Raw genomic sequence first — 22578 nt, 5'->3', positions numbered from 1 at the left:
GGGGAGGGAGAGGGGGCGGTTGCGCCGTCAGTGCGGCGCGTCAGGCGGCGCCTGGTCCAGCTCGCGGTCGCGGGCGCGGGCCACGGCCTCGTCGCGGCTGCTCACGCCCAGCTTGCGGAAGATGTTGCGCAAGTGCCATTTCACCGTCTCCGGCGACAGGCCCAGGGTGCGCGCAATCTTCTTGTTGGGCAGGGCCTGGCCGAGCAGGCGCACGACATCGGCTTCGCGGTCGCTCAGTTCCTCGAGGCGCGCGTCGGCCCGGGCCGGGTTGCCGGCGGGCGCGGCAGCCGCGGCCGCGCCGCCCGCTGCGCCGGCTTGCGCGGCGCGCGGCGGCACGGTGGCCTGCAGGCGTTCGACATAGAAGGCCAGCACCGGGTCCAGCGTGGTGTCCGCGGCCACGCGCACGATCTGGCCGAGCGCGCCGGGGCAGGCATCGATCACGCTGCGCATCAGCCCGAGCCGGTGGCCGCGGCGCAAGCCTTCCAGCACATGCGTGCGTGCCGCCTCGGCGTCGCCGCGGCGCGATGCCACCACGGCCGCCAGCATGTGCATCTGCGCCACGTGGCGTTGCCAGCCGCGCGCCTCGCAGTACGCGATCAGCGCTGCGGTGCGGGCCTCGGCCCCGCGCATGTCGTCATGCGCCAGGCTGAGCAGCAGGTGGGCGCGCTCGGTCACCATGTGGATGGCGTCCAGCGAGCCGCGCGGCGCGTTGCGATGGCGTGCGGCAATGGCATCCAGGCGCGCCAGCGCGGCCTCGGCGGCGGCAATGTCGCCGCTGGCCAGGTGCAGCCGGATCTGGTTGGCCAGGCTCTGCGCGACCAGCCGGTCCAGGCGCAGTTGGGTGCCGTAGTCTTCCAGCCGCTCCAGTTGCACGAAGGCATCGAGCCGGTGGCCACAGATCCAGTGCGCGGCTGCCAGCACGGTGTGCACCCGCAGCACCGAGTCCGGGATCGAGACCCGCTCGAGCACGTCGACGCGGTCCTCCAGCAGCCGGCGTGCAGCCTCCAGGTCGTTCTGCTCGTACAGCGCCTCGCCCAGCAGGGCCGCGGCAAAGTACTCCGGCTCGGCGCCGCCGTGGCCCGCTTGCTCGACTTCGCGCAGCACGTCGCGGGCGACGCGCTCGGCCTGGATCATGTTGCCTTCCAGCGCATGGCTGAAGCCGATCATGCAGCGCCCGTTGAGCATGCCGCTGGCGGTGCCCAGCAGCGGCACGCCGTCGATCACCAGCGGCGCTGCCTCGGTCTGGATGCGGCGGGCGCGCTCGTAGTCGCCCAGGTGCATGTAGAGCCACGACAGCAGGTTGTTGCGCGAGCCGATAAACAGCGCCGGCATGTCGGCGGGCACGTTCTCGATCTGCGGCAGCAGCGCCAGCGCGCCCTGGCTGTCGTCTTGCAGCAGCACCAGGGAAAAGCGCAGCAGCGCGAGCCGGTAGCGCAGCGAGGCGTCGCCCGGCGGGATGTCGGCCTCGAGCCGGTCCGCGGCCGCGGCGCACGCGTCCAGCTCGCGCGAGAACATCTGCGTGCGCAGCGCCAGCAGGCGCAGTTCGGGGCGCGCCTGCACCTGGTAGGCGGGGATGGCGCGCAGCAGCCCGAGCGCCTTGCGCACCTCGCCGCGCATGATCAGGGTGTCGGCATAGCGCTGCACCAGGTCGGCGGCGGTGTCGGCGTCGCCGGCCAGCACCGCATGGCGCACGGCCTCTTCCAGCATGCGATGGTCGCGGAACCAGCGCCAGGCCGCCGCGTGCACGGCGCGCTGCTGGGCCTCGCTGCGCGAGCGGAAGCGCTGGGCCAGGGTTTCGCGCAGCAGCGGATGCAACCGGTACCAGGATTCGCGCTCGGGGCCCTGCGCCGGGGTGATGAAGAGGTTCTCCTGTTCCAGCCGCGCCAGCAGCGCCAGGATCTCGCCTTCGCCCAGCGCCTGCTCGCCCAGGGCCTCGCACAGCGACGCGGTGAAGCGTTCGCACGCGGCGGCGCGCACCAGCAGCTCGGCTTCGTCCGGCGCCAGGCGCGACAGCACCTCGCGTTCGAAATATTCTGCGAAGGCGCCGGCATCCTGCACGCTGGCCTGCACGAAGCCGGTGGCAAAGGTGAGGCCGCTGGCGTTGGCCTTCTTGCGCTTCCAGTGCGCGGCAAAGAGCTGCAGGCCGGCCACCCAGCCGTCGGTCAGCTCGTGCAGCATGCGCGCATCGCGCGGGCTGATGTCGCCCAGCTGGGCGCGCAGGAAATGCTGCGATTCAGCCAGCGTGAAGCGCAGGTCGCGCTGGTCCAGCTCCAGCAGCATGCCCTGGTCGCGCAGGCGCCCGAGCGACAGCGGCAGCGCCACGCGCGAGGCCAGCACCACATGGAAATTGGCCGGGGCATAGTCGAGCAGCCACTGCAGCGGCTCCAGCACGCGCGCCGTCAGGTGGTGCACGTCGTCGAGCACCAGGGTCACGTCGCGCGGGTGGGCGGCAATGCCGCGCACCAGCGCGATGATGGCGCGCTCGACGGCTTCGTCGTCGGTGCCGCGGTCGGCCAGGACCATGGCTTCGCGCGTCAGCGCGGGGCTGACCTCGGACAGGCAGCCGAGCAGGCGGTCGAGCCAGCGCTGGCGCTCGTTGTCGGCCGGCTCCAGCGTCAGCGCGGCCATGTCGAAGCCGAGCGCGAGCAGGTCCAGCCGCCACGCGGTCAGCAGCGCGGTCTTGCCGTAGCCGGCCGGGCCCTGCAGCACGATGCAGCGCCGGCGCCGTGCCTCGGTCAACTGCACCAGCAGGCGCTCGCGCGCGACCACGCGCGCCGCGCTGCGCAGCGACGCCGGCCGGGACGGCTGCGAGACTGGCGCGGCGGGCTGGCTGCGGGGGGCGGCTGGCGGATTGGCTGGCGTCTGGGGCATGGGCGAGGCAGGACGGTGCAGGTGAGATGCGGAGGAAATGCGGGTGGGGCAGCGCGATGCCGGGCAAAGGCGGCACGTTGTCGCGATTGTACTGGCAGACGCGGCGCGGCGGCCAAGCCACGCCTGGCCGGCTGTCCGCGTGGCCCGGGTGAGACGCGCGCAGCACCCGCAGGCCACCAGCAACAGGTGGGGGAGGGTTTGCCGGGTGCCCGGTCACAAGGCGTCGCCTTATATCTGCTGGCCAGTGGTGCGCGCGTGGCCTGTTCCTGGAGCCAACCCCGCCCGATCCGGACGAGGTTGCCGATGGGGGCGGGCGCGAGCGCGAGATCCTCGCGCTGCTTGAGCAGTCGATGTCGAACAAGCGCATTGCGCTGGTGCTCAACCTGAGCGTCGACACCGTCAAGTGGAACCTGCGCCAGATCTACGCCAAGCTCAATGTGTCGCGCCGCTACGATGCGATCCTGGTGGCGCGCAGCGCGTTGCAGCGGCCGGGCTGACCGCACTGGCCACCCGGCTGCGCGCTTGCCTTATTCCGCGGTGGCGCCGCTGGCCTTGATCATCTGGGCGACCACGGGCTCGGTCGCGTCGAATTCGCGCCGGAACTCCGCCGGCGAGTTGCCCACCGGATCCATGGCCAGTGCCTCGAGCCGCGCGCGCATGGTCGGCGACTGGACCGAGGCCCGCGCTTCCGCTTCCAGCCGCGACAGCACCGCCGCCGGCGTGCCGGAGCGCGCGAACAGGCCAAGCCAGGCAGGCGAGCGCAGTTCCTGCTCCTTCAGCCCGGCCTCGGCCATGGTCGGTACGTCGGGCAGCTCCTTGATGCGCTTGTCGCCCATCACGGCGAGGGCGGTAAGCCGGCCGCTCTTGATATGCGGGCCGAGCGTGCTCATCGAGCCGATCGCCCAGGCGATATTGCCGGCGATCATGTCCTGCGCCATTGGCGCTTCACCCTTGTAGGCCACATGCGCCATGTCCAGGCCGCGCACCTGGTTCAGGTGCGCGCCGACAAGGTGCGGGAAGGTGCCGACGCCATAGGAGCCGTAGCTGACCTTGCCCTTGTTCTTCGCGGCCCAGTCGAGGAACTGCTGCACGTTCTTTACCGGCACGTCCCGGTTCACGGCCAGCACGATCTTGGCGATGCAGAGTTCGGTGACAAAGGCCAGGTCCCGGCGCACGTCATACGGCACGTTGCGGTACAGGTGCGGCGTGTTGATCAGCGGCGAGGAGTGGGTGAGCAGGATGGTGTAGCCGTCCGGCGCGCTGCGCGTGATGGCCTGCACCGCGATCACGCCCGCGCCGCCGGGCTTGTTGTCGACGATGATGGTTTGCCCGAGACGCTTGCCCATGTCCTCGGCCAGTGCGCGCGCCACGGTGTCGGTGGCGCCGCCGGGCGGGCCCGGGACAACAACGGTGATGGGACGCGACGGGTAGCTCTGGGCACCGCAGGCGGCGCTCCACGCCATCGCTGCCATCGCGATCAGGGACTTCATGCGCATGATGTGATACCTCGGGAAGGGGGGTAGGAGACTGCGCAGCAAGAAGGGCTGCATGTGGGAAGTTATAGGATGCCCGGCACCTTGCATGCCCCCCATATCGGCTGGGCGGGATTGCCCTAGGTGGCGGTGCCACGCAGCGGGGCAGCCATGAAAAGAATGCTCCGGCACGGGGCCGCCGGAGCAAAAACACGCGGCCGGACGATGCCGGCCAGGTGGACATTGAGTTGTGCGGCGCGGCGCCTGCCGCGCGTGTGCGCCTTAGCGCTCTGCCATCAGCCCCAGGCCCTGTGCCTGCAGCTGTGCCACGCCATCGGCATCGAAGCCCCAGTCGCGCAGCGCGGCGGCGCCATGCTCGCCGCGCGCCGGCGCGGGGCCGGAGATCTCGGAAGGCGTGCCGAGGAATCGCGGCGCCGGTGCCGGCTGCACCACGCCCGCGACTTCGACGAAGCTCGGCGCGCCGTTTTGTCTGCGGAGCAGGACACTAGGCCTTGTGGTTCGGCAACGGAGCTCCCTGCATCTCCTGCTCCTGCAGTTCGCGCCACGCGATCTTGCCGGTGGCGGAGCGCGGCAGGCGTTCGACAAACTGCACGATGCGCGGCGCCTTGTAGGTCGCCATGCTGGTGCGGCACCACGTCAGCAACTCTTCCTCGGAAACGCCGGCGCCGTCACGCCGCACGATCACCGCCTTCACGGTCTCGCCCCGGTGCGGATCGCGCGCGGCGATCACGCAGGCTTCCAGGATGGCAGGGTGGGTATGCAGGATCGCTTCCACCTCGGCCGGCCACACCTTGTAGCCCGAGGCGTTGACCATGCGCTTGAGGCGGTCGCGCATGACGAAGTAGCCGTCGGCATCGACGCTGGCAAGGTCGCCGGTACGGAAGAAGCGCTTGCCGTCGATCGTGATAAAGCTCTCGACATTGGCCGCGGGCTGGTTCCAGTAGCCCAGCATCACCTGCGCGCCGTGCACCACGATCTCGCCGACCTCGCCGCGCGGCACTTCGGTCAGCGTGGCGGGATCGATGACGCGCGCATCGACGCCGTAGGTCGGCACGCCCAGGTGCCCGGAGCGCGCTGCGGCAAGCGGGTTGGCGATGATGAACGAGGCAGTCTCGGTCAGGCCGTAGCCTTCGACAAACTGCAGTCCGTAGCGCTCCTTCATCAGCCGCGCGGTACTGTCGGGCACCGCCGCGCCGCCCCCGACCACGCAGGCCAGGCTGCTCAGGTCGAATGACTCGATACCTGGCTGCGCGAAGAACTCCACCAGCATCGGCGGCGGCGCAGCCCAGAACGTGACGCGATGGCGCGCCACCAGCTGCGCCACGGTGCGCCGGTCCCAGCGCGGCAGCAGCACGATGGTGCCGCCCATGTAGACCGGCGCGTTGATGCCGTTCTGCAGCCCGAGCAGGTGGAACATCGGCGCCACTGCCAGGAAGGTCGATTCGGCGTGCGAGCGCCGCCACAGCTGCGAGCCCGCCACCGACACCATCACCGTGCGGTGCGTGTGCATGCAGGCCTTGGGCGCCCCGGTGGTGCCCGAGGTGTAGGGCAGCATGCACAGGTCGTCCAGGCCTGCGGAGCGCGGCGATGGCGTGGAGCCGGCGGCCATGGCCTGCTGCCAGTGGACCGCGCCGGCCGGCAACGCCGCGCCGGACGAGCGCTGCTGCACCCAGTCCGGAATCGAGAGTCCGTCGTCGGGCTGCGCGGGCAGGGCATCGCCATAGTGATGCACGATCACGTGGCGCAGCGGCGTGGTGCCGACCAGCGGCGCCACCTGGCCGACCAGCTCGCTTGCGGCAAACGCGGCCACCGCGCCGCTGTCGGTGACGATATGGCGCAGCTCGTCTTCCAGCAGCATGGCGTTGGCCGGCACCACCACGGCATCGGCGCGCAGGATCGCGTGGTAGGCCACGATGAACTGCGGGCTGTTCTGGCTGAGCAGCACCACGCGGTCGCCGCGGCGCACGCCGCATGCCTGCTGCAGGTAGCCGGCCATGCGCTCCACCTGCGCCAGCAGTTCGGCATAGGTGGTGGCGCCGTGGTAGAACTGGACCGCGACCTTGTCGGGAAAGCGCCGGGCCGAGATCTCAAGGTTCTCCGCCAGGGTGGTGTGCGGCATATGGAAGACGCGCGGCACGTCGCCGAGCGCCACTGCGGCGTCCACCGCAAGCGGACCCGCGGGGACGGCGGTGACGCCTGCATCGGGCAGATAGTTGTGGGTCATGGTTGTCTTTACTGTCATGTTGCAGTTGCCGTCAGAGCGCGGTATCGCCCATCCAGCAGCCGGCCTCAGGCCAGCGTGAACGTCGGTACCGGTGCGCCGCCATCGCTGGGCGAGAACTTCACCTGTACCTTCTGTCCGATCCGCACCGTGTCGAGGTCGCAGTCGACGATATGGGTCATCATGGTCACGCCTTCGTCCAGCTTCACGTAGGCGATGCAGAACGGATTGGGGCCGGCGCGGCGCGTCACGCTGAAGCTGTAGATGGTGCCGCGGCCGCTGGCTGGCTTCCATGAGGTGGTGCCCATGCAGAACGGGCACAGCACGCGCGGATACCAGTGAGGCTTGCCGCAGTCGTCGCAGACCTTGACCAGCAATTGCCCTTCGCGCGCGGCCTGCCAGAAGGGAAGGTTGTCGGGCTGCTCGTCCGGTGCCTTGTAGGCAAAGGGGGTATGTGGGGTCGTCATGTCATTGCTCCCGCGCATTATTCACGTTCAAGGATCAGGGTGGCGCTGCCGTGGCGCGAGCCCAGGTAGCCGCCGGTGCCTTGCGCCAGCGCCAGGTCGCAGTTGGCGACCTGCACCGCCGGGTGGGCTTCGCCGCGCAGCTGGCGCACGGCCTCGATGACCTTGGTGATGCCGCCGCGGTTGGCCGGGTGGTTGTTGCACAGGCCGCCGCCGTCGGTGTTGAAGGGCAGCTTGCCGACGCCCGAGATCAGGTTGCCGTCGGCGACGAACCTGCCGCCTTCGCCTTTCTTGCAGAAGCCCAGGTCTTCCAGCTGCATCAGCACGGTGATGGTGAAGCTGTCGTAGATCGACGCGTACTTGATGTCGGCCGGCGTGACGCCCGCCTCGGAAAATGCCGTCGCGCCCGAGAAGCGCGCGCCGGACCAGCTCAGGTCGACTTCGCCACCGAGCTGGCCCTTGATGTACTCGCCGGCGCCGCGGATCTTCACCTTGGGCCGTTTCAGCGTGGCGGCGATTTCCGGGCGCGCCACGATCAGTGCGCCGCCGCCGTCCGATACCACGCAGCAGTCGAGCTTGTGCAGCGGATCGGAAATCATCGGCGAGTTCAGCACGTCTTCGACCGTGACCACGTCGCGCAGCATGGCATGGGGGTTGTGCTGCGCGTGGTGCGACGCGGCCACCTTGACCCAGGCGAACTGCTCGGCAGTGGTACCGTACTCGTGCATATGGCGCATGGCTGCCATCGCGTACAGGTTGACTGTGACCGGGCTGAAGGGGCTCTCGAACGGTGCGTCGGGCAGGTTGGCGCCCCAGTTGCGCGCCTGCGTGCCGCTGGAGCCTTCCGAGCGCGGGCGCCCCGCCAGCGTGATCAGGGCCACGTTGCACTTGCCGGCCGCGATGGCCTGCGCCGCATGCGAGACATGGACCAGGTAGGCGGAGCCGCCGGTGTCGGTGGAGTCGACATGGCGCACCTTGAGACCGAGATAGTCGACCATGTTGACCGCGCCCAGCCCCGGCGCGTCGCCGGCGCAGAAGTAGCCGTCCACGTCGGCCAGCGTCAGGCCAGCGTCCTGCAGCGCGCCCTTGGCGCTTTCAGCGTGCAGCTGCGCCACCGACTTGTCCGGTGCCTTGCGGGTCGGGTGCTCATAGGCCCCGACGATATAGGCCTTGCCCTTGATGCTCATCTTTTCTCCTCTGGTGCGTCAAATGGTGCTACGCATGGATATTGCAGGGGTTTCCGGGCCGAACGGCACCCTGCCGCCGAGGCACTGTGCGATCTCTTCCTTGGTGCGCACCCTGCTGAAAGACTCGATGGCGTCGATTACCTGCTGCGCATTGCACACGCGCCCGGCCGTTCGTCGGTCAGTTTTTGCACGTTGCGCTCATTTGGTCGATCCCTGCGACGTCCGGCATGCGGCTTTATGTACGTACATAGTAAGAGATCAGCGCGGTTCGGTGGCAAGTCAAGGCGCCGACCCACCCGTATCGGGTGGGTGAATTTCCGCCAAGATTTCCTGGATATTCCGATCATTGACATAGCTTGGTCCGCCCTCCACTATGTACGGACATAGTCACGGCGGGAGACGAGGTCTTGCGCCAGCATGACGGTGCCGGCCGAAGCGGACCGGCGCTTCTTCGAGGCCTGAGCGGCGCGGCTCCGGGTGCCGCTGCCGCTTGTCTTAGAATGCGCGGACCCATTTTTCATGCATCGGCCCGGGACATCTCATTGCCATGCGCAACCAACTGAACGACAAGCGTGCGGAAGCACAGGCGGCGCCGGGGGCGACCGCCTCGACCCGCTATGCCGAGCTGGCCAGCACCCTGGTCCGGGATATCGTCGAGGGCCGCCGCGTGGTCGGCAGCCTGCTGCCGACCGAGCATGATCTCGCCGAGCAGCATGGCGTCAGCCGCCATACCGTGCGCGCGGCACTCAAGCTGCTGCAGGACTGGGGCTATATCTCGCGCAAGAAGGCGGTGGGGACCATCGTCGAGAGCGCCAACCCGGACGCGTCGTACATCCAGTCGTTCGGCACCGCCGAAGACCTGGTGCTGGTGGCAGCCACCGAGATCCGCAGTATCGAGGCGGTGCACAGCGTCACGCTGGACCGCGCCGAGGCCCGTCTGCTGGAGGCGCCGATTGGCAGCGAATGGCTGCGTTTTTCCGGCACGCGGGTCGATGCGCGCAAGGGCAGCACGCCGGTGGCGCGCGCCGACATCTACATCGACGCCTCGCTGGCGCACCTGGCGGATACCATCCGCAACAACCCCAGGCTATTGGTCAGCGCGCTGATCGAGCGCGATTGCGGCGTGGCCATTGCCGAGATCCGGCAGGTGATTCACGGCGTGCTGATCGATGCGCGGCTGGCAGCGGTGTTGGGCGCCGAGCCGGGCTCGGCCGGCCTGCGGCTGATCCGCCATTACAAGGACGCGCAGGGCAGGATCCTTGAGATCACCGACACGATCTATCCGGCGGACCGGGTGACGGTGGCGTTCCAGCTCAAGCGCAGCCGGGTGCAGCTGTAACGGCTGCATCCCGGCGCAGCGAAGGAGACAAGGATGAAGGCTGCTGTCCTCTACGAGGCCAAGACCCCGTTCGTCATCGAAGACGTTGTCATCGGCAAGCCCGGCCCGCGTAAGTGCGGTGCCGGCCGCGGAAGATGGTGACGACTTGGTCGGGCTGTTGCTGCAGCGAGCGGTGCAAGGCTCTGGTCAGGTACAAGGTTGTCTGCGTCAATCTCTAATCTGTGCATGAGGTGCTGCGAGTACTGCCGATCATAAGCCGGGCTTTGCATTCGAAAATTCCAGATTGTGGGGTTCGCAGGTGGTGCCCCCTCGCCGGAGACTCTGCCTGATTCATCTTCCTTCGGGGCGCTTCTGCGTCGCCTGTCTGTGTGACGCAGTGCATACCGAATGCTCGCGGCGACCGCTACAATCCGCGATGGGACATTTACGAACATGGCGAAGAAGGATCGATGACCTACATCGTTGAAGCGGTGGACGAAGCCTTGGGCTTGCTGATGCTGGTGGCCGAGCACCCATCGCTGGGCGTGACCGAACTGGCGCGGCGGGCCGGGCTGACCAAGGCGCGCGCGTTCCGCCTGCTGACCACGCTGGAGCACCGCGGCCTGATCGCGCGCGAGTCGCCGGCAGCGGTCTACAAGCTCAGCTACAACGCGCTGCTGGTGGGCAATGCCGCGCGCGAGCAGTTCGACCTGGTCAAGCTGGTGGCGCCGCGGCTGGCGGCGATCGGCGCGGCCTGCGGCGAGAACGTGATCGTGCGCGTGCGCGACGGGCTGGAGTCGGTGTGTGTGGCGCGGCATGAGTCGACCCAATCGGTGCGCGTGCATACCGAGATCGGCAACCGCCGGCCGCTGCATGTGGGGGCCTCCGGCAAGCTGCTGCTTGCCTACGCTGCGCCCGAGGTGCTGGACGCCGTGCTGGCGCACCAGCTGGAACGTTTCACCGCCAAGACCATCATCGAGCCGCAGTCCCTGCGCGACGAGCTTGCAGCGATCCGCGCCGCGGGCTATGCGGTGTCGCTTGGCGAGCGCGATGCCGATGCTGTCTCTGCCGCCGCGCCGCTGCGCGATCACAGCGGCGCGGCAGTGGCGTCGCTGAGCATCGCCAGCCCGGCCAGCCGGACCACGCAGGAGGCGCTGGACCGGCATGTGGCGATGGTGGTGGCGGAGGCCGCCGCGCTGTCACGCGCGCTCGGGCATACCGGCGGCTGAACCCGGCTGGGCGCGGCAGGACCGCGCAAATTCCCGATATCTCAAAAGCGGCGCTTCGGCGCCGCTTTTTCTTTGGCCGCGCGAATCACAGGGGTAAACCCTGCTTTTCGACGACGGCTTCGATGTCTTATTCTTCGATACGCGGTATCACTGAATGAAACATTGTTTCGAGAAACGAACCAGATCCCCATGTCTCACCTTGCTGTCCACCTGGCGTCACGTATCGCCGCTGCCCTGGCTGCCTTCGCGCTGCTCGCGGCCGGCCACGCCGCGCATGCCGCCGACCTGCGCATCGGCTACAAGGCCGAGATCAGCGCCGCCGATCCCCATGTGCTGGACGCCGCCGGCCGCAACCTGTGGGGCCACGTGTACGAGACCCTGGTCGGCCTGGACAATGCGCTGCGCCCGGTGCCCCAGCTGGCCACGGCATGGCGCCAGCTGGACGACCGCAACTGGGAATTCCAGCTGCGCCCGGGCGTGCGTTTCAGCAACGGTGAGCCATTCACCGCCGAGGATGCACGCTATTCGATCGAGCGCGCCATGAAGCTGCCGGGGGCGCGCACCTTCCGCACTTACCTGAAGTCGGTTGCAGCGGTAGAGGTGACGGGGCCGCTGACGCTGCGCGTGCGCACGCGCTCGCCCAATCCGGTGCTGCCGCAGAACATCGGCATGGTGGCGATGCTGCCGCGCTCGCTCGGCAAGGCCGTGCGCGAGGCCGACTTTGCCCATGGCAGTGCCAGCATCGGCACCGGCCCATACAAGCTGGTGGCCTGGGAGCACGGCCAGCAGCTGACGCTGGCGCGCAATCCGGGCTACTGGGGCGGACCGCAGCCGTGGCAGCGGGTGGTGTTCCAGTTCATCCCGAAGGAGCCGGCGCGGGCCTCGGCGCTGCTGTCGGGGCTGGTGGATGTGATCGACGCCTCGTCGGCCAGCATCGCCGAAGCCTTTGCGCGCACCAACGGCCGCATCCGCACCGTATCGGCGACCTCGTACATGCTGAACTACCTGCAGCTGGACCAGGCGCGCGCGGTGTCGCCTTATGTGCAGGACAACGCCGGCCAGCCGCTGGCGGCCAATCCGTTGCGCGATGCCCGGGTGCGCCAGGCCATCAGCCTGGCCATCGACCGCGACCTGATCGCGGCGCGCGTGACCAGGGGCGATTCCGTGCCGGCCGGGCAGATGGTGCCGCAGGGTTTCTTCGGCTTTGCCCCCAACGTGCCGGCGCCGCGTGCCGATGCCGCGCGGGTGCGCCGCCTGCTGGCCGAGGCTGGCTATCCCGAGGGCTTCCGCCTGACGCTGCATTGCCCCAACGACCGCTATCTGAACGACGCCAAGACCTGCGAGGCGGTGGGGCAGATGCTGACCCGCGCCGGCATCCGCACCGAGGTGCGCACGCTGCCGTATTCGGTCTATATCACCCGCGCCACCTCGGGCGGCGACGGCGGCAAGCCGGAATTCAGCGTCTTCCTGCTCGGCATCGGCGCGGTCAGCGGCGATTCGCTGGAGCCGCTGGTGGCGGTGGCGCATGCGCAGGACAAGGCCGCCGGGCTGGGCGCCAACAACCGCAGCGGCTATGCCAACGCGGCAGTGGATGCGCTGATCGAGGAATCGATGCATACCATGGCGCCGGCGCCGCGCGACCAGGCGCAGCAGCGCGCGGCCGAGAAGCTGGCCGCCGACGCGGGCATCGTGCCGCTGCATCACCTGCGCGCCGCGTGGGCCTATCGCGACGGGCTCGCGGTGCAGCCGCGCAGCGACGGCTTCACCTATGCCAGCAATATCCGCCCGGCGCCGCCCGCCGCCCCGCAACGCTGACCCGCGCCACGGACTATCCCGCCTTTAATCATCATGTTCGAAACCCTTCTCAAACGGCTGCTGCAGAGCCTTGCGGTGCTGTGGATCATGTCGGTGCTGACCTTCTGCGCGGTCAACCTGATCGGCGACCCGGTGCACCTGCTGGTCAGCCCCACCGCCACCGAGCAGGAAATCACCGAGGCGCGCCACGCGCTCGGCCTGGACCTGCCCATGCCGCAGCAATACCTGCGCTTCCTGCAGGGCGCCCTGCACGGCGACCTGGGCGATTCCTTCATCTATAACCGGCCGGCGATCGAGCTGATCGTCAGCCGCGTGCCGGCCACGCTGGAACTGGCCGTGACGGCGCTGCTGCTGTCGCTGGGCATCGGCATCCCGATGGGTGTGTTTGCGGGCCTCAAGCCGCATAGCCGGCTGGCGCGGATGCTGATGGCGTGCTCGCTCGGCGGCGTGATCATGCCGACCTTCTGGATCGGCATGATCTGCATCCTGGTGTTCTCGGTGAACCTGGGCTGGCTGCCTTCGGGCGGGCGCGGGCCGGTCAGCACGGTGCTGGGCATGCCGCTGTCGGTGACCAGTTGGGAAGGCATGCGCTTCCTGCTGCTGCCGGCGCTGACGCTGTCGCTGTTCAAGATCTCGCTGGTCGCGCGCCTCACCGAGGCCGGCACGCGCGAAGTGGCCGGTCAGGAGTACATCAAGTTTGCCCGCGCCAAGGGCGTGGGCGGCGCGCGGCTGGTGCTGCGCCATGTCGTTCCCAATGTGCTGATCCCGATCGTCACCGTGGTCGGCCTGGAGTTCGGCCACCTGATCGCGTTCTCGGTGGTGACCGAGTCGGTGTTCTCCTGGCCTGGCATGGGCAAGCTGATCATCGATTCGGTGCTGGCGCTGGACCGTCCGGTGGTGGTGGCCTACCTGCTGGTCACGCTGGTGCTGTTCGTGGTGCTGAACCTGGTGGTCGACCTGCTCTACGTGGTGCTGGACCCGCGCCTGCGGCACAAGCCGGCCTAGATCCCGCCTCCGCTGCCGCTTTTCTCCCTCCAAAAGAACGAGACTGAACCGATGTCCCTGCCTGTATCTGAAGCCGACACTGCCGTGCCCGCGCTTGCGCCGGCCGCGGCGGAACCGGCGCCTGCCGCCGCGCCGCCTGCGGCACGGCCCTCGCTGCTGCGGCGCTTCTGCGCCAACCGCGTCTCCGCCGCCGCGCTGGCACTGCTGGTGGCGCTGCTGCTGGTTGCCGTGCTGGCCCATGTGATCAGCCCCCAGAATCCCTATGACCTCGCCACGGTGTCGGTGATCGACTCCGAACTGCCGCCGGGCAGTGTCGGCTACGAAGGCCGGCCGCATTACTGGCTGGGCACCGACGGCGCCGGGCGCGACCTGCTCAGCGCCATCTTCTATGGCATCCGTATCAGCGTGGGCGTGGGCGTGATCAGCGCGGTGGTGGCGCTGATGGTCGGCAGCGCCGTGGGCCTGGCCGCGGCGTACTTCGGCGGGGTGGCGGATGCCGCCATCATGCGCGTGGTCGACCTGCAGCTGAGCCTGCCCGCGGTGCTGGTGGCGCTGATCCTGCTGGCGGTGCTGGGGCAGGGCGTGGACAAGACCCTTCTGGCGCTGGTGATCGTGCAGTGGGCCTACTTTGCCCGCACCGTGCGCGGCGCGGCTCAGGTGGAGCGGCGCAAGGAATATGTCGAGGCCGCGCTTGGCCAGGGCTTGCCGGCGCTGCGCGTGATGTTCCGCCATATCCTGCCCAACTGCATGGCGCCGCTGGTGGTGACCGGAACGCTGCAGATCGCGCATGCGATCACGCTGGAGGCCACCATGAGCTTCCTCGGCATCGGGCTGCCACGCACGCAGCCGTCGCTGGGCATGCTGATCGCCAATGGCTTCGAATACATGCTGTCGAACAAGTACTGGATCAGCATCTTCCCGGGCGTGGCCCTGGTGCTGCTGATCGGCTCGATCAACCTGGTGGGCGACCGCCTGCGCCGCGTGCTCAATCCGCGGCTGGAAGGGTAAGGAGCCCGGCATGGCACTACTGGAAGTTACCGGCCTGAGCACCAGCTTCGCGCTCGCGCGCGGGGCCGTGAAGGCGGTGGATGGCGTGTCGTTTGCGCTGGAGCCGGGCGAGATCCTCGGCATCGTCGGCGAGTCAGGCTCGGGCAAGTCGGTGACGGCGTTTTCGCTGATGAACCTGCTGGACCCGCCCGGGCGTGTCACTGGCGGTTCGGTGCGCTTCAAGGGACGGGAGCTGCTGGCGTGTTCGCCGCGCCAGTGGCAGGCGCTGCGCGGCGACCGCATCGCGATGGTGTTCCAGGATCCGATGATGTCGCTCAACCCGGTGATGCGCGTGGGCGACCAGCTGGCCGAGACCGTGCTGGTGCATCACCGCCGCACCCGCGCGCAAGCGCACGCGCAGGCAGTCGACGCGCTCACGCGCGTGGGCATCCCGGCGCCGGAGCAGCGCATGCGCGCCTATCCGCATGAGCTGTCGGGAGGCATGCGCCAGCGCGTGGCAATCGCCAATGCGCTGCTCAACCGCCCGGACCTGATCATTGCCGATGAGCCCACCACCGCACTGGACGTCACCATCCAGGCGCAGATCCTCTACGAGATGAAGCAGCTGGTGCGCGAGACCGGTGCCGCCGCGATCTGGATCAGCCATGACCTGGCCGTGGTCAAGGACCTGGTCGACCGCGTCTGCGTGATGTACGCGGGCAGGGTGGTGGAGCAGGGCCCGGTCGCCGACCTGATTGAGCGGCCGCTGCATCCGTACACGCGCGGGTTGCTGGATTCCCTGCCCACGCCGGCCATGCGCGGCGCAACGCTGCGCGCGATCCCGGGCGCGGCCCCGGCGCTGGCCGCGCTGCCACCGGGCTGCGCCTTTGCGCCGCGCTGCCAGCGCGCGCAGGACGCATGCCGCCAGGCGCCCGCCGAAACCACCGTGCGCGGCCGGACGCTGCGCTGCTTTTATCCCCTGGAGGTGGCATGACAGTCATGCTCGAAGCGCGCAACCTGCAGAAACGCTTCTCCATGAGGCCCGGCCTGCTGGGACGCATGGCCGGCAAGCCAGTGCAGGCGGTGCATGCCGTCAATGATGTCTCGCTGCAGGTGAAGAAGGGCGAGGTGCTGGGTGTGGTCGGCGAGTCCGGCTGCGGCAAGTCCACGCTGGGCCGCATGCTGGCGGGGCTGCTGCCGCAGACGGGCGGCGAGATTGCGTGGGAAGGCAGGCGCGCCGATATCGCGTCCGCCGGCTATCACCGCGCCGTGCAGATGGTGTTCCAGAACCCCTATGCCTCGCTCAACCCGCGGCTGCGCATCGGCCAGGCCATTACCGAAGGCGCGGTCTATCACGGCATGGTCAAGCGTGCGCGCGCGGCGTCGTTCGCCGGCGAACTGCTGCAGCAGGTGGGGCTTGATCCCAGCTACGCCGAGCGCTTTCCGCATGAGTTCTCCGGCGGCCAGCGCCAGCGCGTGGCCATTGCCCGCGCACTGGCGCTGCGCCCGCGCCTGCTGATCTGCGACGAGGCCGTGTCCGCGCTCGACGTCTCGGTGCAGGCGCAGATCATCAACCTGTTCATGCAGCTGCGGCGCGAACACGAACTGACCTATGTCTTCATCAGCCACAACCTGGCGGTGGTGGAGCATATGTCGGACCGCGTGGTGATCATGTACCTGGGCCGCATCGTCGAGAGCGGCGCTGCGCGCGACGTGTTCGGCGCGCCCAGCCATCCCTATACCCGTGCCCTGCTGGCCGACGCGCCGCGCCTGGGCGCCAGCCCGCCAGCGCACCAGCCGATCCGCGGCGAACTGCCCAGCCCGCTGGCGCCGCCCACGGGCTGCGCCTTCCATCCGCGCTGCCCGCATGCGAGCGCGCGTTGCGCGGCCGAAGTACCGGTGCTGCGCGATATCGGTGGGCGGCTGTCCGCCTGCCACTTGAATGACTAGATAGCTGCCGCCCGGCCGGCCCACGCTCCCCCCTGTGCATCGATGCCATCCCGCCGCGCGCGCGGCGGGCGGGGAGCGTGCGCGCTGCGCGGACAGACAACGCGGCAGTTGGGATCACCCTAGGGGGACTTGTGCGTTGGCACACAACAATAGAGGGAGCAGAAGCATGAAGGGTATCCAGACCAAGAGTGCGCTCGCACGCGCCTGCATCGGCGGCGCGCTGGCGCTGCTGTCGGCCGCGGCCGACGCATCGGTGACGCTGTACGGCCGCCTCGACACCGATATCGAATACCAGAAGGGCCCGGACGGCCGCGCCACGCAGATGGTCGACAACGCCTCGCGCTGGGGCATGCGCGGCAGCGAAGACCTGGGCGGGGGCTTGCGCGCCGCGTTCGGGCTGGAGCAGGGCTTTGCCGCCGACAGCGGCACGGCCACCAACCCGCAGTTCCGCAATGCCTTTGTCGGACTGCAGGGCGGCTTCGGCGCGATCGCGCTGGGGCGGCTGGATTCGGCGACGATCGTGGGTTCGCCGATCTACTCGCAGGTGACGCAGAACATCGACTTCGCCATCCATGATGCGGGCGCCACTGCCATCGGCACCAAGGTGCTGAACGCGCGCAACCGCGTGTCGAACGCGCTGGGCTACGCGACGCCGGAGTTCGGCGGCTTTTCAGTACGGGCGCGCGTGAACCTGGCGGGCCCCGATCCGGCCACTCCCAACGCCAGGTCGCCGGTGCGGGCCGAGGACGACTTCCGCCAGTACGACCTTGGCCTTAACTACGCTGCCGGCAACTTTGCCGCGGGCGTGGGCTATTCGCGCGATGCCAAGGCCGGCGGGCTGGTGGCCAATGATTTCCGCGACAAGGTGCAGGCCGCGGCGTCGTATAACTTTACCGTGGTCAATATCTACGGCATCTACGGGCGCGACCGCTACGCCGGCACTGCCGCCACCCGCACCGACGTGCCTTACTGGCTGGTCGGCTTCACCGTGCCCTATGGCGCCCACAAGCTCACCGTGAACTACATGGAGCGCGCAGTACAGCGCGACCCGCAAGGCAGGCTCAAGAAGGTGCAGGCCGGCTATGGCTACAGCCTGAGCAAACGCACCATGCCCTACGTCTTCTTCGATCGCGAGGATCCCAACTCGCACAAGCCCGGTGACGCCGTGACCACGGTCGGCATCGGCATCCAGCACAAATTCTGATAATGGCCCTTCCTTATTCGCTGACTGAACCGGCCGGCGCGGCGCTGCCGCTGGTGGTGGACTCCCCGCACAGCGGGCTGGTGCATGCCGAGACCCTGCCGCTGGCGGCGCCCCCCGAAGCCCTGCTGACGGGCTGGGACGCTTATGTCGACCAGTTGTTCGCGCATGCGCCGATAGTGGGCGGCACGCTGCTGTGCGCGCGCTTCCCGCGCTGGATGGTCGACGTCAACCGCGCCCGCGATGACATCGATCCCGCGCTGATCGACGGCGCCATGCCTTATGCCGTGCAGCCCAGCGACAAGTCCGGGCGCGGCATGGGCGTGCTGCGCCGGCTGGCGCTGCCGGGCGTGCCGGTGTACGCCGCGCCGCTGTCGCCGGACATGGCGGAGTACCTGCTGAAGACCTACTACGATCCCTATCACGCCGCGCTGTCCGGCCTGCTGGCGCAGCATCATGCGCGCTCGGGCGCGGTGTGGCATATCGACTGCCATTCGATGAAATCGCGCGGCAATGCGATGAACGTGGACAATGGCGTGGAGCGGGCTGACTTTGTGATCAGCAACGGCGACGGCGCCACCTGCTCGCCTGCGTTTATCGAGCTGGTGGCGCAGTGCCTGCGCGGCTTCGGCTACCGGGTGGGCATCAACTGGCCGTACAAGGGGGCGGAGCTGATCCGTGCCTATGCGGACCCGGCGCACGGCCGCCACAGCCTGCAGATCGAAATCAACCGCGCGCTTTATATGGACGAGGCAAGGTTCGCGCAGCACCGCGGCTTCGCCGTGCTGCGCGGCCATCTCGACCAGTTGCTGGAGGCGGTGGCGGCATATATCCGCGAGGCACTGGCGCGATGATGGCGCGGCGCGCTCAGATCACCTTGCCGGGATTCATCAGCCCCTGCGGATCGAGTGCGCCCTTGATCGCGCGCATCATCGCCAGTTCGACTTCGCTCTTGTAGAGCCGGTTTTCCTCGCGCTTGAGTTGGCCCAGTCCGTGCTCGGCGGAAATCGATCCGTTATGCGAGCGCACGCTGTCGTGCACGATGCGGTTGACCTGGTCCTGGTGCGCCAAGAAGGCGTCATGGTCGACGCCTTCCGGCGGCGACACGTTGTAGTGCAGGTTGCCGTCGCCGAGGTGGCCGAAGGTCACCATGCGCGCGCCGGGGAAGGCGTTCTGCAGCAGCGCGTCGGTGGTCTCGATGAAGTCCGCCACGCGCGACACCGGCACGGCGATATCGTGCTTGATGTTCTTGCCGTCTTCCACCTGCGCCAGCGGGATATGCTCGCGCAGGTTCCAGAAATCGCGCGACTGCTGCACCGATTCCGCCACCACCGCGTCGGCGACCACGCCGGCATCGAAGGCGGCCGACATCATGGTCTCGAAGATGCCGCGCGCATGGGCTTCGCTTTCGCTGTCGGACAGTTCCAGCAGCACCAGCTGCGGGTGGATGTCTGCGAACGGATAGCGCAGCTGCGGGAAGTGCCGCGTCACCAGCGTCATGCTGAGCGCGGACATCAGCTCGAACCCGGTCAGCATGGCGCCCGCATGCGACTGCGCGATGGCCAGCAGCGCCAGCGCGGCACGCGGGCTCTGCACCGCGGCCAGCGCGGTGACCGAGGCGCGCGGCAGCGGGAACAGCTTCATCACCGCCGCGGTGATGATGCCGAGCGTGCCTTCTGCGCCGACAAAGAGGTCGCGCAGGTCGTAGCCGGTGTTGTCCTTGCGCAGCCCGCGCAGGCCGTGCCAGATCTCGCCCGACGGCGTCACCACTTCCAGGCCCAGGCACAGCTCACGCGTGTTGCCGTAGCGCAGCACCGCGGTGCCGCCGGCATTGGTCGACAGGTTGCCGCCGATGGTGCAGCTGCCTTCGGCCGCCAGGCTCAGCGGAAACAGCCGGCCGTGCTCGCGCGCCACCTCTTGCAGGTGCTGCAGCACCACGCCGGCCTCGACCGTGATGGTGTTGTTGAGCGGATCGACCTGGCGGATGCGGTGCAGCCGCTGCAGCGAAACCACCACCTGGTCCTGCCCGGCCACCGGCGTGGCGCCGCCGCACAGGCCGGTGTTGCCGCCTTGCGGCACCACCGCGATCTTGTGCGCATGGCAGGCATGGACCACCTCCGCGACCTCCTCGGTGGTGCCGGGGCGCAGCACCGCCAGCGCTTCGCCGCGATAGCGCTTGCGCCAGTCGGTCAGGTAGGGTGCCTTGTCGGCTGCATCGGTCAGCACGTGCTGCGCACCCAGCGCGGCGCGGCACAGTGCGAGGAAGGAGTCTTGAGGCGAGGTCATGGCGACGGCGGAATGAGGGTCAGGACTTGGGCGCGGCCGGCTTGCCGGCCGCCCGGGCGCGGCGCTTGTAGGGGCGCAGGTACAGGATGGTGCTGGTGAAGAACACCAGCGTCAGCGCCACCTCCACCCACGCCAGCGTGGACGAGGGCGCGCGGTCGCTGGTGGCGCGCACGATGCCCTCGGTGAAGAACAGCAGGATCAGCATCGACGACCACTGCATGGTGTAGCGGTTGCGCGTCAGCACGCCGCGCAGCGGCAGCAGCAGCGGCAGGAACTTGATGATCAGCCACGATCCGCCAGGGCGCAGCGGCGCCAGGAACCATTCCCAGGCGATGCACAGCACCACCAGCGCCAGCAGGCTGCCCACGCTGAACCGGTACAGCCAGGGACTGTGCAGCGCCTGGTCGCTCTCGGGGATGGGGCTCATGCCGCGCCTCCCGCCAGGCGCAGCGCGGTCTGAGCCAGCCGCCGGCCCATGGCGATGGCCAGTCCCGATTCGTCTTCCGTGACCGGGCCGCGGTTGTCGCCGTGGGCATGGTGGCTGGGGCCGTAGGGTGTGCCGCCCGAGGCCGTGGTCATCAGGCCCTTCTCGGAATATGGCAGGCCCAGGATCAGCATGCCGTGGTGCAGCAGCGGCAGCATCATCGACAGCAGCGTGGTTTCCTGCCCGCCGTGCAGGCTGCCGGTGGCGGTGAAGACGCAGGCCGGCTTGCCGGTCAGCGTGCCCGACAGCCACTGCGCCACGGTGCCGTCCAGGAAGTACTTCATCGGCGCGGCCATGTTGCCGAAGCGGGTGGGGCTGCCCAGGGCCAGGCCGGCGCACTCCTCCAGGTCGCGCAGCTCGGCATAGGGCGGGCCGTCGGCCGGGATATCGGACGCGGTGGCCTCGCACACGGTGGAAACCGGCGGCACCGTGCGCAGCCGGGCCTGGGCGCCGGGGACGCTGTCGATACCGTTGGCAATCAGTTCGGCTAGTTTGCGGGTGCTGCCGTGGCGGCTGTAATACAGGACGAGGATGTCGGTCATGGAGCGGGATGGCCGGCGGTGGCGGGGTGGTGTTGCGCGAAAGGTGCCGGAAGCAATGCGCGTATTATAGATGCGCCCCCCGCGCCATCTCCCATCGGCTTTGCGCCCCCGGTGCCGCGGGCCGCCTGTTTATCCGTCAGAACCAGATCCAGGAGGTTGTTTGCGCATGATCGGACCCCGCGTTGCCCGCCTGCGCCGGGAATGGAACCTGCAGAAGGTACGCGCCCTGGCGCGCTATGCGCTGCGCCGCGCCGGCGAAGACCGGCTGCCGCAGGTCTCGGCCAGCCTGACCTTCACCACCGTGCTGGCAGTAGTGCCGGTATTGACGGTGGCGTTCGCGCTGCTGGCCGCGTTCCCGGTGTTCCGCGACTTCCGCAACGCCATCGAGGCGTTCCTGTTCCAGAACCTGATCCCCGGCAACGTCAGTGAATCGATCCAGCGCTACCTCGGCATGTTCGCCAAGAGCGCGCGCGGGCTGACCGCAATGGGCCTGGGCGGGTTGATGGTCACCTCGGTGCTGACCATGCTGACCGTGGAAGACGCGCTCAACGCGATCTGGCGCGTCAAGCAGCGCCGCCCGCTGGCGCAGCGGGTGCTGGTGTTCTGGGCGGTGCTGACCTTCGGGCCGGTGCTGATCGGCGCGAGCCTGTCGATCAGCTCCTACCTGATCTCGGTCTCGGCGGGCTATGTCGGCACCATGCCGGTGGGGCTGGGGCTGCTGGTGGGCGCGACGCCGGTGCTGCTGTCGGCGCTGGCCTTCGCCTTCCTGTACACGGCGGTGCCCAATGCCTATGTCGAATGGCGCGATGCCATCGTGGCCGGCCTGGTGGCGGCGGTCGCGTTCGAGTTCGCCAAGCGCGGCTTCGGCTATTTCATCACCGAGATCCCGGCCTATACCGCGGTCTACGGCACCTTCGCCGCGTTGCCGCTGTTCCTGCTGTGGATCTACCTGAGCTGGCTGGTGACGCTGCTGGGTGCGACCATTGCCGCCAACCTGCCGGTGATCCGGCAGGGCTACTGGCGCCGCCGCACCTTTGCCGGCAGCGAGTTCTTCGATGCGCTGGGCGTGCTGCTACTGCTCTACCGCGCGCGCGACGAGGTGCCGCGCAGCGTTGGCGAACTGGACCTGGGCCGCAAGCTGCGGGTCGAGGCCGATTACCTGTCGGACCTGCTGGGCAAGCTCAAGGCCATGCATCTGGTCGGGCGCTTGCAGCAGGAGCGTGGTCAGGCCCATTGGGCACTGCTGTGCAATCCGTCACAGGTGACGTTGCGCACGCTGCATGACCGGCTGGTGCTGAACCTGCCGCGGCTGCCGCGCACCGCGCTGGCGCAGCAGCTGCAAGGGGCGGATGCGCTCAAGTCGGTCCTGGACAATCCGCAGCTGGATCAGACGCTGGAGGCGGTGTTCCGGCAGCAGCCGGCCGATCTGCCGCCGACTGAAGGGGATGGGGGGAGCCACCCCCAGCGGCGCACGCTGGAAGTGGTGCCGCCGGGCTGGCATGGCCAGGTGTAAGGTCCGCCCCCT

General features: G+C 68.8%; 19 protein-coding genes and 1 pseudogene. 11 read left to right on the top strand and 9 right to left on the bottom strand.

Annotated elements, in window-relative coordinates; translation table 11 throughout:
- Positions 1 to 27: 27 nt before the first annotated feature.
- Positions 28 to 2871, bottom strand: coding sequence for a winged helix-turn-helix domain-containing protein (locus tag AC3WRR_RS23385; RefSeq protein WP_439668702.1), 2844 nt, complete (start codon positions 2869 to 2871; stop codon positions 28 to 30).
- 230 nt (positions 2872 to 3101) lie between these two features.
- Between AC3WRR_RS23385 and AC3WRR_RS23380 the strand changes: the two genes are divergently transcribed.
- Entirely contained in the window at positions 3102 to 3368 is a 267-nt protein-coding gene (locus tag AC3WRR_RS23380; RefSeq protein WP_371258352.1) for a helix-turn-helix domain-containing protein, read from the top strand.
- Positions 3369 to 3398: 30 nt separating this feature from the next.
- Here AC3WRR_RS23380 and AC3WRR_RS23375 read toward each other — a convergent pair whose 3' ends face one another.
- From AC3WRR_RS23375 to AC3WRR_RS23355, 5 genes and pseudogenes are all read right to left on the bottom strand, one after another.
- Positions 3399 to 4367 carry a Bug family tripartite tricarboxylate transporter substrate binding protein gene (locus tag AC3WRR_RS23375; protein WP_010813149.1) on the bottom strand — a complete coding sequence of 323 codons (969 nt, stop codon included), beginning with the start codon at positions 4365 to 4367 and terminating at the stop codon, positions 3399 to 3401.
- 258 nt (positions 4368 to 4625) lie between these two features.
- Positions 4626 to 4817 (bottom strand): annotated as a pseudogene (locus AC3WRR_RS23370) (CoA transferase); the annotation flags it as partial.
- Positions 4818 to 4848: 31 nt separating this feature from the next.
- Entirely contained in the window at positions 4849 to 6588 is a 1740-nt protein-coding gene (locus AC3WRR_RS23365; RefSeq protein WP_010813147.1) for a long-chain fatty acid--CoA ligase, read from the bottom strand.
- Positions 6589 to 6653: 65 nt separating this feature from the next.
- Entirely contained in the window at positions 6654 to 7052 is a 399-nt protein-coding gene (locus tag AC3WRR_RS23360; protein WP_010813146.1) for a Zn-ribbon domain-containing OB-fold protein, read from the bottom strand.
- Positions 7053 to 7069: 17 nt separating this feature from the next.
- On the bottom strand, positions 7070 to 8236 hold the full coding sequence (locus AC3WRR_RS23355; RefSeq protein ID WP_010813145.1) for a thiolase family protein: 1167 nt from the start codon (positions 8234 to 8236) through the stop codon (positions 7070 to 7072).
- 547 nt (positions 8237 to 8783) lie between these two features.
- Here AC3WRR_RS23355 and AC3WRR_RS23350 point away from each other — a divergent pair.
- The 9 genes from AC3WRR_RS23350 to AC3WRR_RS23310 all read left to right on the top strand — a co-directional run bounded on the left by AC3WRR_RS23350 (position 8784) and on the right by AC3WRR_RS23310 (position 18595).
- Positions 8784 to 9575 carry a GntR family transcriptional regulator gene (locus tag AC3WRR_RS23350; protein WP_010813144.1) on the top strand — a complete coding sequence of 264 codons (792 nt, stop codon included), beginning with the start codon at positions 8784 to 8786 and terminating at the stop codon, positions 9573 to 9575.
- A gap of 449 nt (positions 9576 to 10024) precedes the next feature.
- On the top strand, positions 10025 to 10783 hold the full coding sequence (locus AC3WRR_RS23345; protein WP_010813142.1) for an IclR family transcriptional regulator: 759 nt from the start codon (positions 10025 to 10027) through the stop codon (positions 10781 to 10783).
- A gap of 189 nt (positions 10784 to 10972) precedes the next feature.
- Entirely contained in the window at positions 10973 to 12598 is a 1626-nt protein-coding gene (locus tag AC3WRR_RS23340) for an ABC transporter substrate-binding protein (protein WP_010813141.1), read from the top strand.
- A gap of 33 nt (positions 12599 to 12631) precedes the next feature.
- Positions 12632 to 13603: an ABC transporter permease gene (locus AC3WRR_RS23335; protein WP_010813140.1), complete on the top strand. Its 972-nt coding sequence runs from the start codon at positions 12632 to 12634 to the stop codon at positions 13601 to 13603.
- A gap of 51 nt (positions 13604 to 13654) precedes the next feature.
- Entirely contained in the window at positions 13655 to 14611 is a 957-nt protein-coding gene (locus tag AC3WRR_RS23330; protein WP_011614988.1) for an ABC transporter permease, read from the top strand.
- A 10-nt stretch (positions 14612 to 14621) separates the two neighbouring features.
- Positions 14622 to 15584 (top strand): ABC transporter ATP-binding protein, encoded by a 963-nt coding sequence (locus AC3WRR_RS23325; RefSeq protein WP_010813138.1) that lies wholly within the window; start codon positions 14622 to 14624, stop codon positions 15582 to 15584.
- Entirely contained in the window at positions 15581 to 16540 is a 960-nt protein-coding gene (locus tag AC3WRR_RS23320; RefSeq protein ID WP_037024305.1) for an ABC transporter ATP-binding protein, read from the top strand. The genes AC3WRR_RS23325 and AC3WRR_RS23320 overlap by 4 nt, the downstream gene beginning before the upstream one ends.
- 166 nt (positions 16541 to 16706) lie before the next feature.
- The gene (locus tag AC3WRR_RS23315; RefSeq protein ID WP_010813136.1) at positions 16707 to 17744 is read left to right on the top strand and encodes a porin; all 1038 of its coding nucleotides are present in this window, start codon (positions 16707 to 16709) and stop codon (positions 17742 to 17744) included.
- A 2-nt stretch (positions 17745 to 17746) separates the two neighbouring features.
- A complete protein-coding gene (locus AC3WRR_RS23310) occupies positions 17747 to 18595 on the top strand; it encodes an N-formylglutamate amidohydrolase (RefSeq protein ID WP_010813135.1) in 849 nt (282 codons plus the stop codon).
- A 13-nt stretch (positions 18596 to 18608) separates the two neighbouring features.
- Here the strand turns inward: AC3WRR_RS23310 and AC3WRR_RS23305 are convergent, their stop codons facing one another.
- The 3 genes from AC3WRR_RS23305 to wrbA are packed head-to-tail and all read right to left on the bottom strand — an operon-like array spanning position 18609 to position 21053.
- A complete protein-coding gene (locus AC3WRR_RS23305) occupies positions 18609 to 20027 on the bottom strand; it encodes an FAD-binding oxidoreductase (protein WP_010813134.1) in 1419 nt (472 codons plus the stop codon).
- A gap of 19 nt (positions 20028 to 20046) precedes the next feature.
- Positions 20047 to 20454, bottom strand: coding sequence for a DUF2069 domain-containing protein (locus AC3WRR_RS23300; RefSeq protein ID WP_010813133.1), 408 nt, complete (start codon positions 20452 to 20454; stop codon positions 20047 to 20049).
- Positions 20451 to 21053 carry an NAD(P)H:quinone oxidoreductase gene (gene wrbA / locus AC3WRR_RS23295; protein ID WP_010813132.1) on the bottom strand — a complete coding sequence of 201 codons (603 nt, stop codon included), beginning with the start codon at positions 21051 to 21053 and terminating at the stop codon, positions 20451 to 20453. Before wrbA ends, AC3WRR_RS23300 begins: the two co-directional genes overlap by 4 nt.
- A gap of 166 nt (positions 21054 to 21219) precedes the next feature.
- Here wrbA and AC3WRR_RS23290 point away from each other — a divergent pair, with 166 nt between their 5' ends.
- Positions 21220 to 22566 carry a YihY family inner membrane protein gene (locus AC3WRR_RS23290; RefSeq protein ID WP_010813131.1) on the top strand — a complete coding sequence of 449 codons (1347 nt, stop codon included), beginning with the start codon at positions 21220 to 21222 and terminating at the stop codon, positions 22564 to 22566.
- The last annotated feature ends 12 nt before the right edge of the window (positions 22567 to 22578 follow it).

The sequence above is a fragment of the Cupriavidus sp. FW305-3-2-15-C-LB2 genome (assembly GCF_058787575.1).
The sequence above is the reverse complement of the archived record's forward strand: the minus strand, read 5'-3'. Positions and strand labels throughout refer to the sequence as shown.

Coding starts and splice junctions, on each gene's coding strand:
- AC3WRR_RS23340 (WP_010813141.1), top strand. CDS start 10,973: ATGTCTCACCTTGCTGTCCACCTGGCGTCACGTATCGCCGCTGCCCTG.
- AC3WRR_RS23305 (WP_010813134.1), bottom strand. CDS start 20,027: ATGACCTCGCCTCAAGACTCCTTCCTCGCACTGTGCCGCGCCGCGCTG.
- AC3WRR_RS23315 (WP_010813136.1), top strand. CDS start 16,707: ATGAAGGGTATCCAGACCAAGAGTGCGCTCGCACGCGCCTGCATCGGC.
- AC3WRR_RS23350 (WP_010813144.1), top strand. CDS start 8,784: ATGCGCAACCAACTGAACGACAAGCGTGCGGAAGCACAGGCGGCGCCG.
- AC3WRR_RS23290 (WP_010813131.1), top strand. CDS start 21,220: ATGATCGGACCCCGCGTTGCCCGCCTGCGCCGGGAATGGAACCTGCAG.
- AC3WRR_RS23360 (WP_010813146.1), bottom strand. CDS start 7,052: ATGACGACCCCACATACCCCCTTTGCCTACAAGGCACCGGACGAGCAG.
- AC3WRR_RS23325 (WP_010813138.1), top strand. CDS start 14,622: ATGGCACTACTGGAAGTTACCGGCCTGAGCACCAGCTTCGCGCTCGCG.
- wrbA (WP_010813132.1), bottom strand. CDS start 21,053: ATGACCGACATCCTCGTCCTGTATTACAGCCGCCACGGCAGCACCCGC.
- AC3WRR_RS23335 (WP_010813140.1), top strand. CDS start 12,632: ATGTTCGAAACCCTTCTCAAACGGCTGCTGCAGAGCCTTGCGGTGCTG.
- AC3WRR_RS23375 (WP_010813149.1), bottom strand. CDS start 4,367: ATGCGCATGAAGTCCCTGATCGCGATGGCAGCGATGGCGTGGAGCGCC.
- AC3WRR_RS23355 (WP_010813145.1), bottom strand. CDS start 8,236: ATGAGCATCAAGGGCAAGGCCTATATCGTCGGGGCCTATGAGCACCCG.
- AC3WRR_RS23385 (WP_439668702.1), bottom strand. CDS start 2,871: ATGCCCCAGACGCCAGCCAATCCGCCAGCCGCCCCCCGCAGCCAGCCC.
- AC3WRR_RS23365 (WP_010813147.1), bottom strand. CDS start 6,588: ATGACCCACAACTATCTGCCCGATGCAGGCGTCACCGCCGTCCCCGCG.
- AC3WRR_RS23320 (WP_037024305.1), top strand. CDS start 15,581: ATGACAGTCATGCTCGAAGCGCGCAACCTGCAGAAACGCTTCTCCATG.
- AC3WRR_RS23310 (WP_010813135.1), top strand. CDS start 17,747: ATGGCCCTTCCTTATTCGCTGACTGAACCGGCCGGCGCGGCGCTGCCG.
- AC3WRR_RS23330 (WP_011614988.1), top strand. CDS start 13,655: ATGTCCCTGCCTGTATCTGAAGCCGACACTGCCGTGCCCGCGCTTGCG.
- AC3WRR_RS23300 (WP_010813133.1), bottom strand. CDS start 20,454: ATGAGCCCCATCCCCGAGAGCGACCAGGCGCTGCACAGTCCCTGGCTG.
- AC3WRR_RS23345 (WP_010813142.1), top strand. CDS start 10,025: ATGACCTACATCGTTGAAGCGGTGGACGAAGCCTTGGGCTTGCTGATG.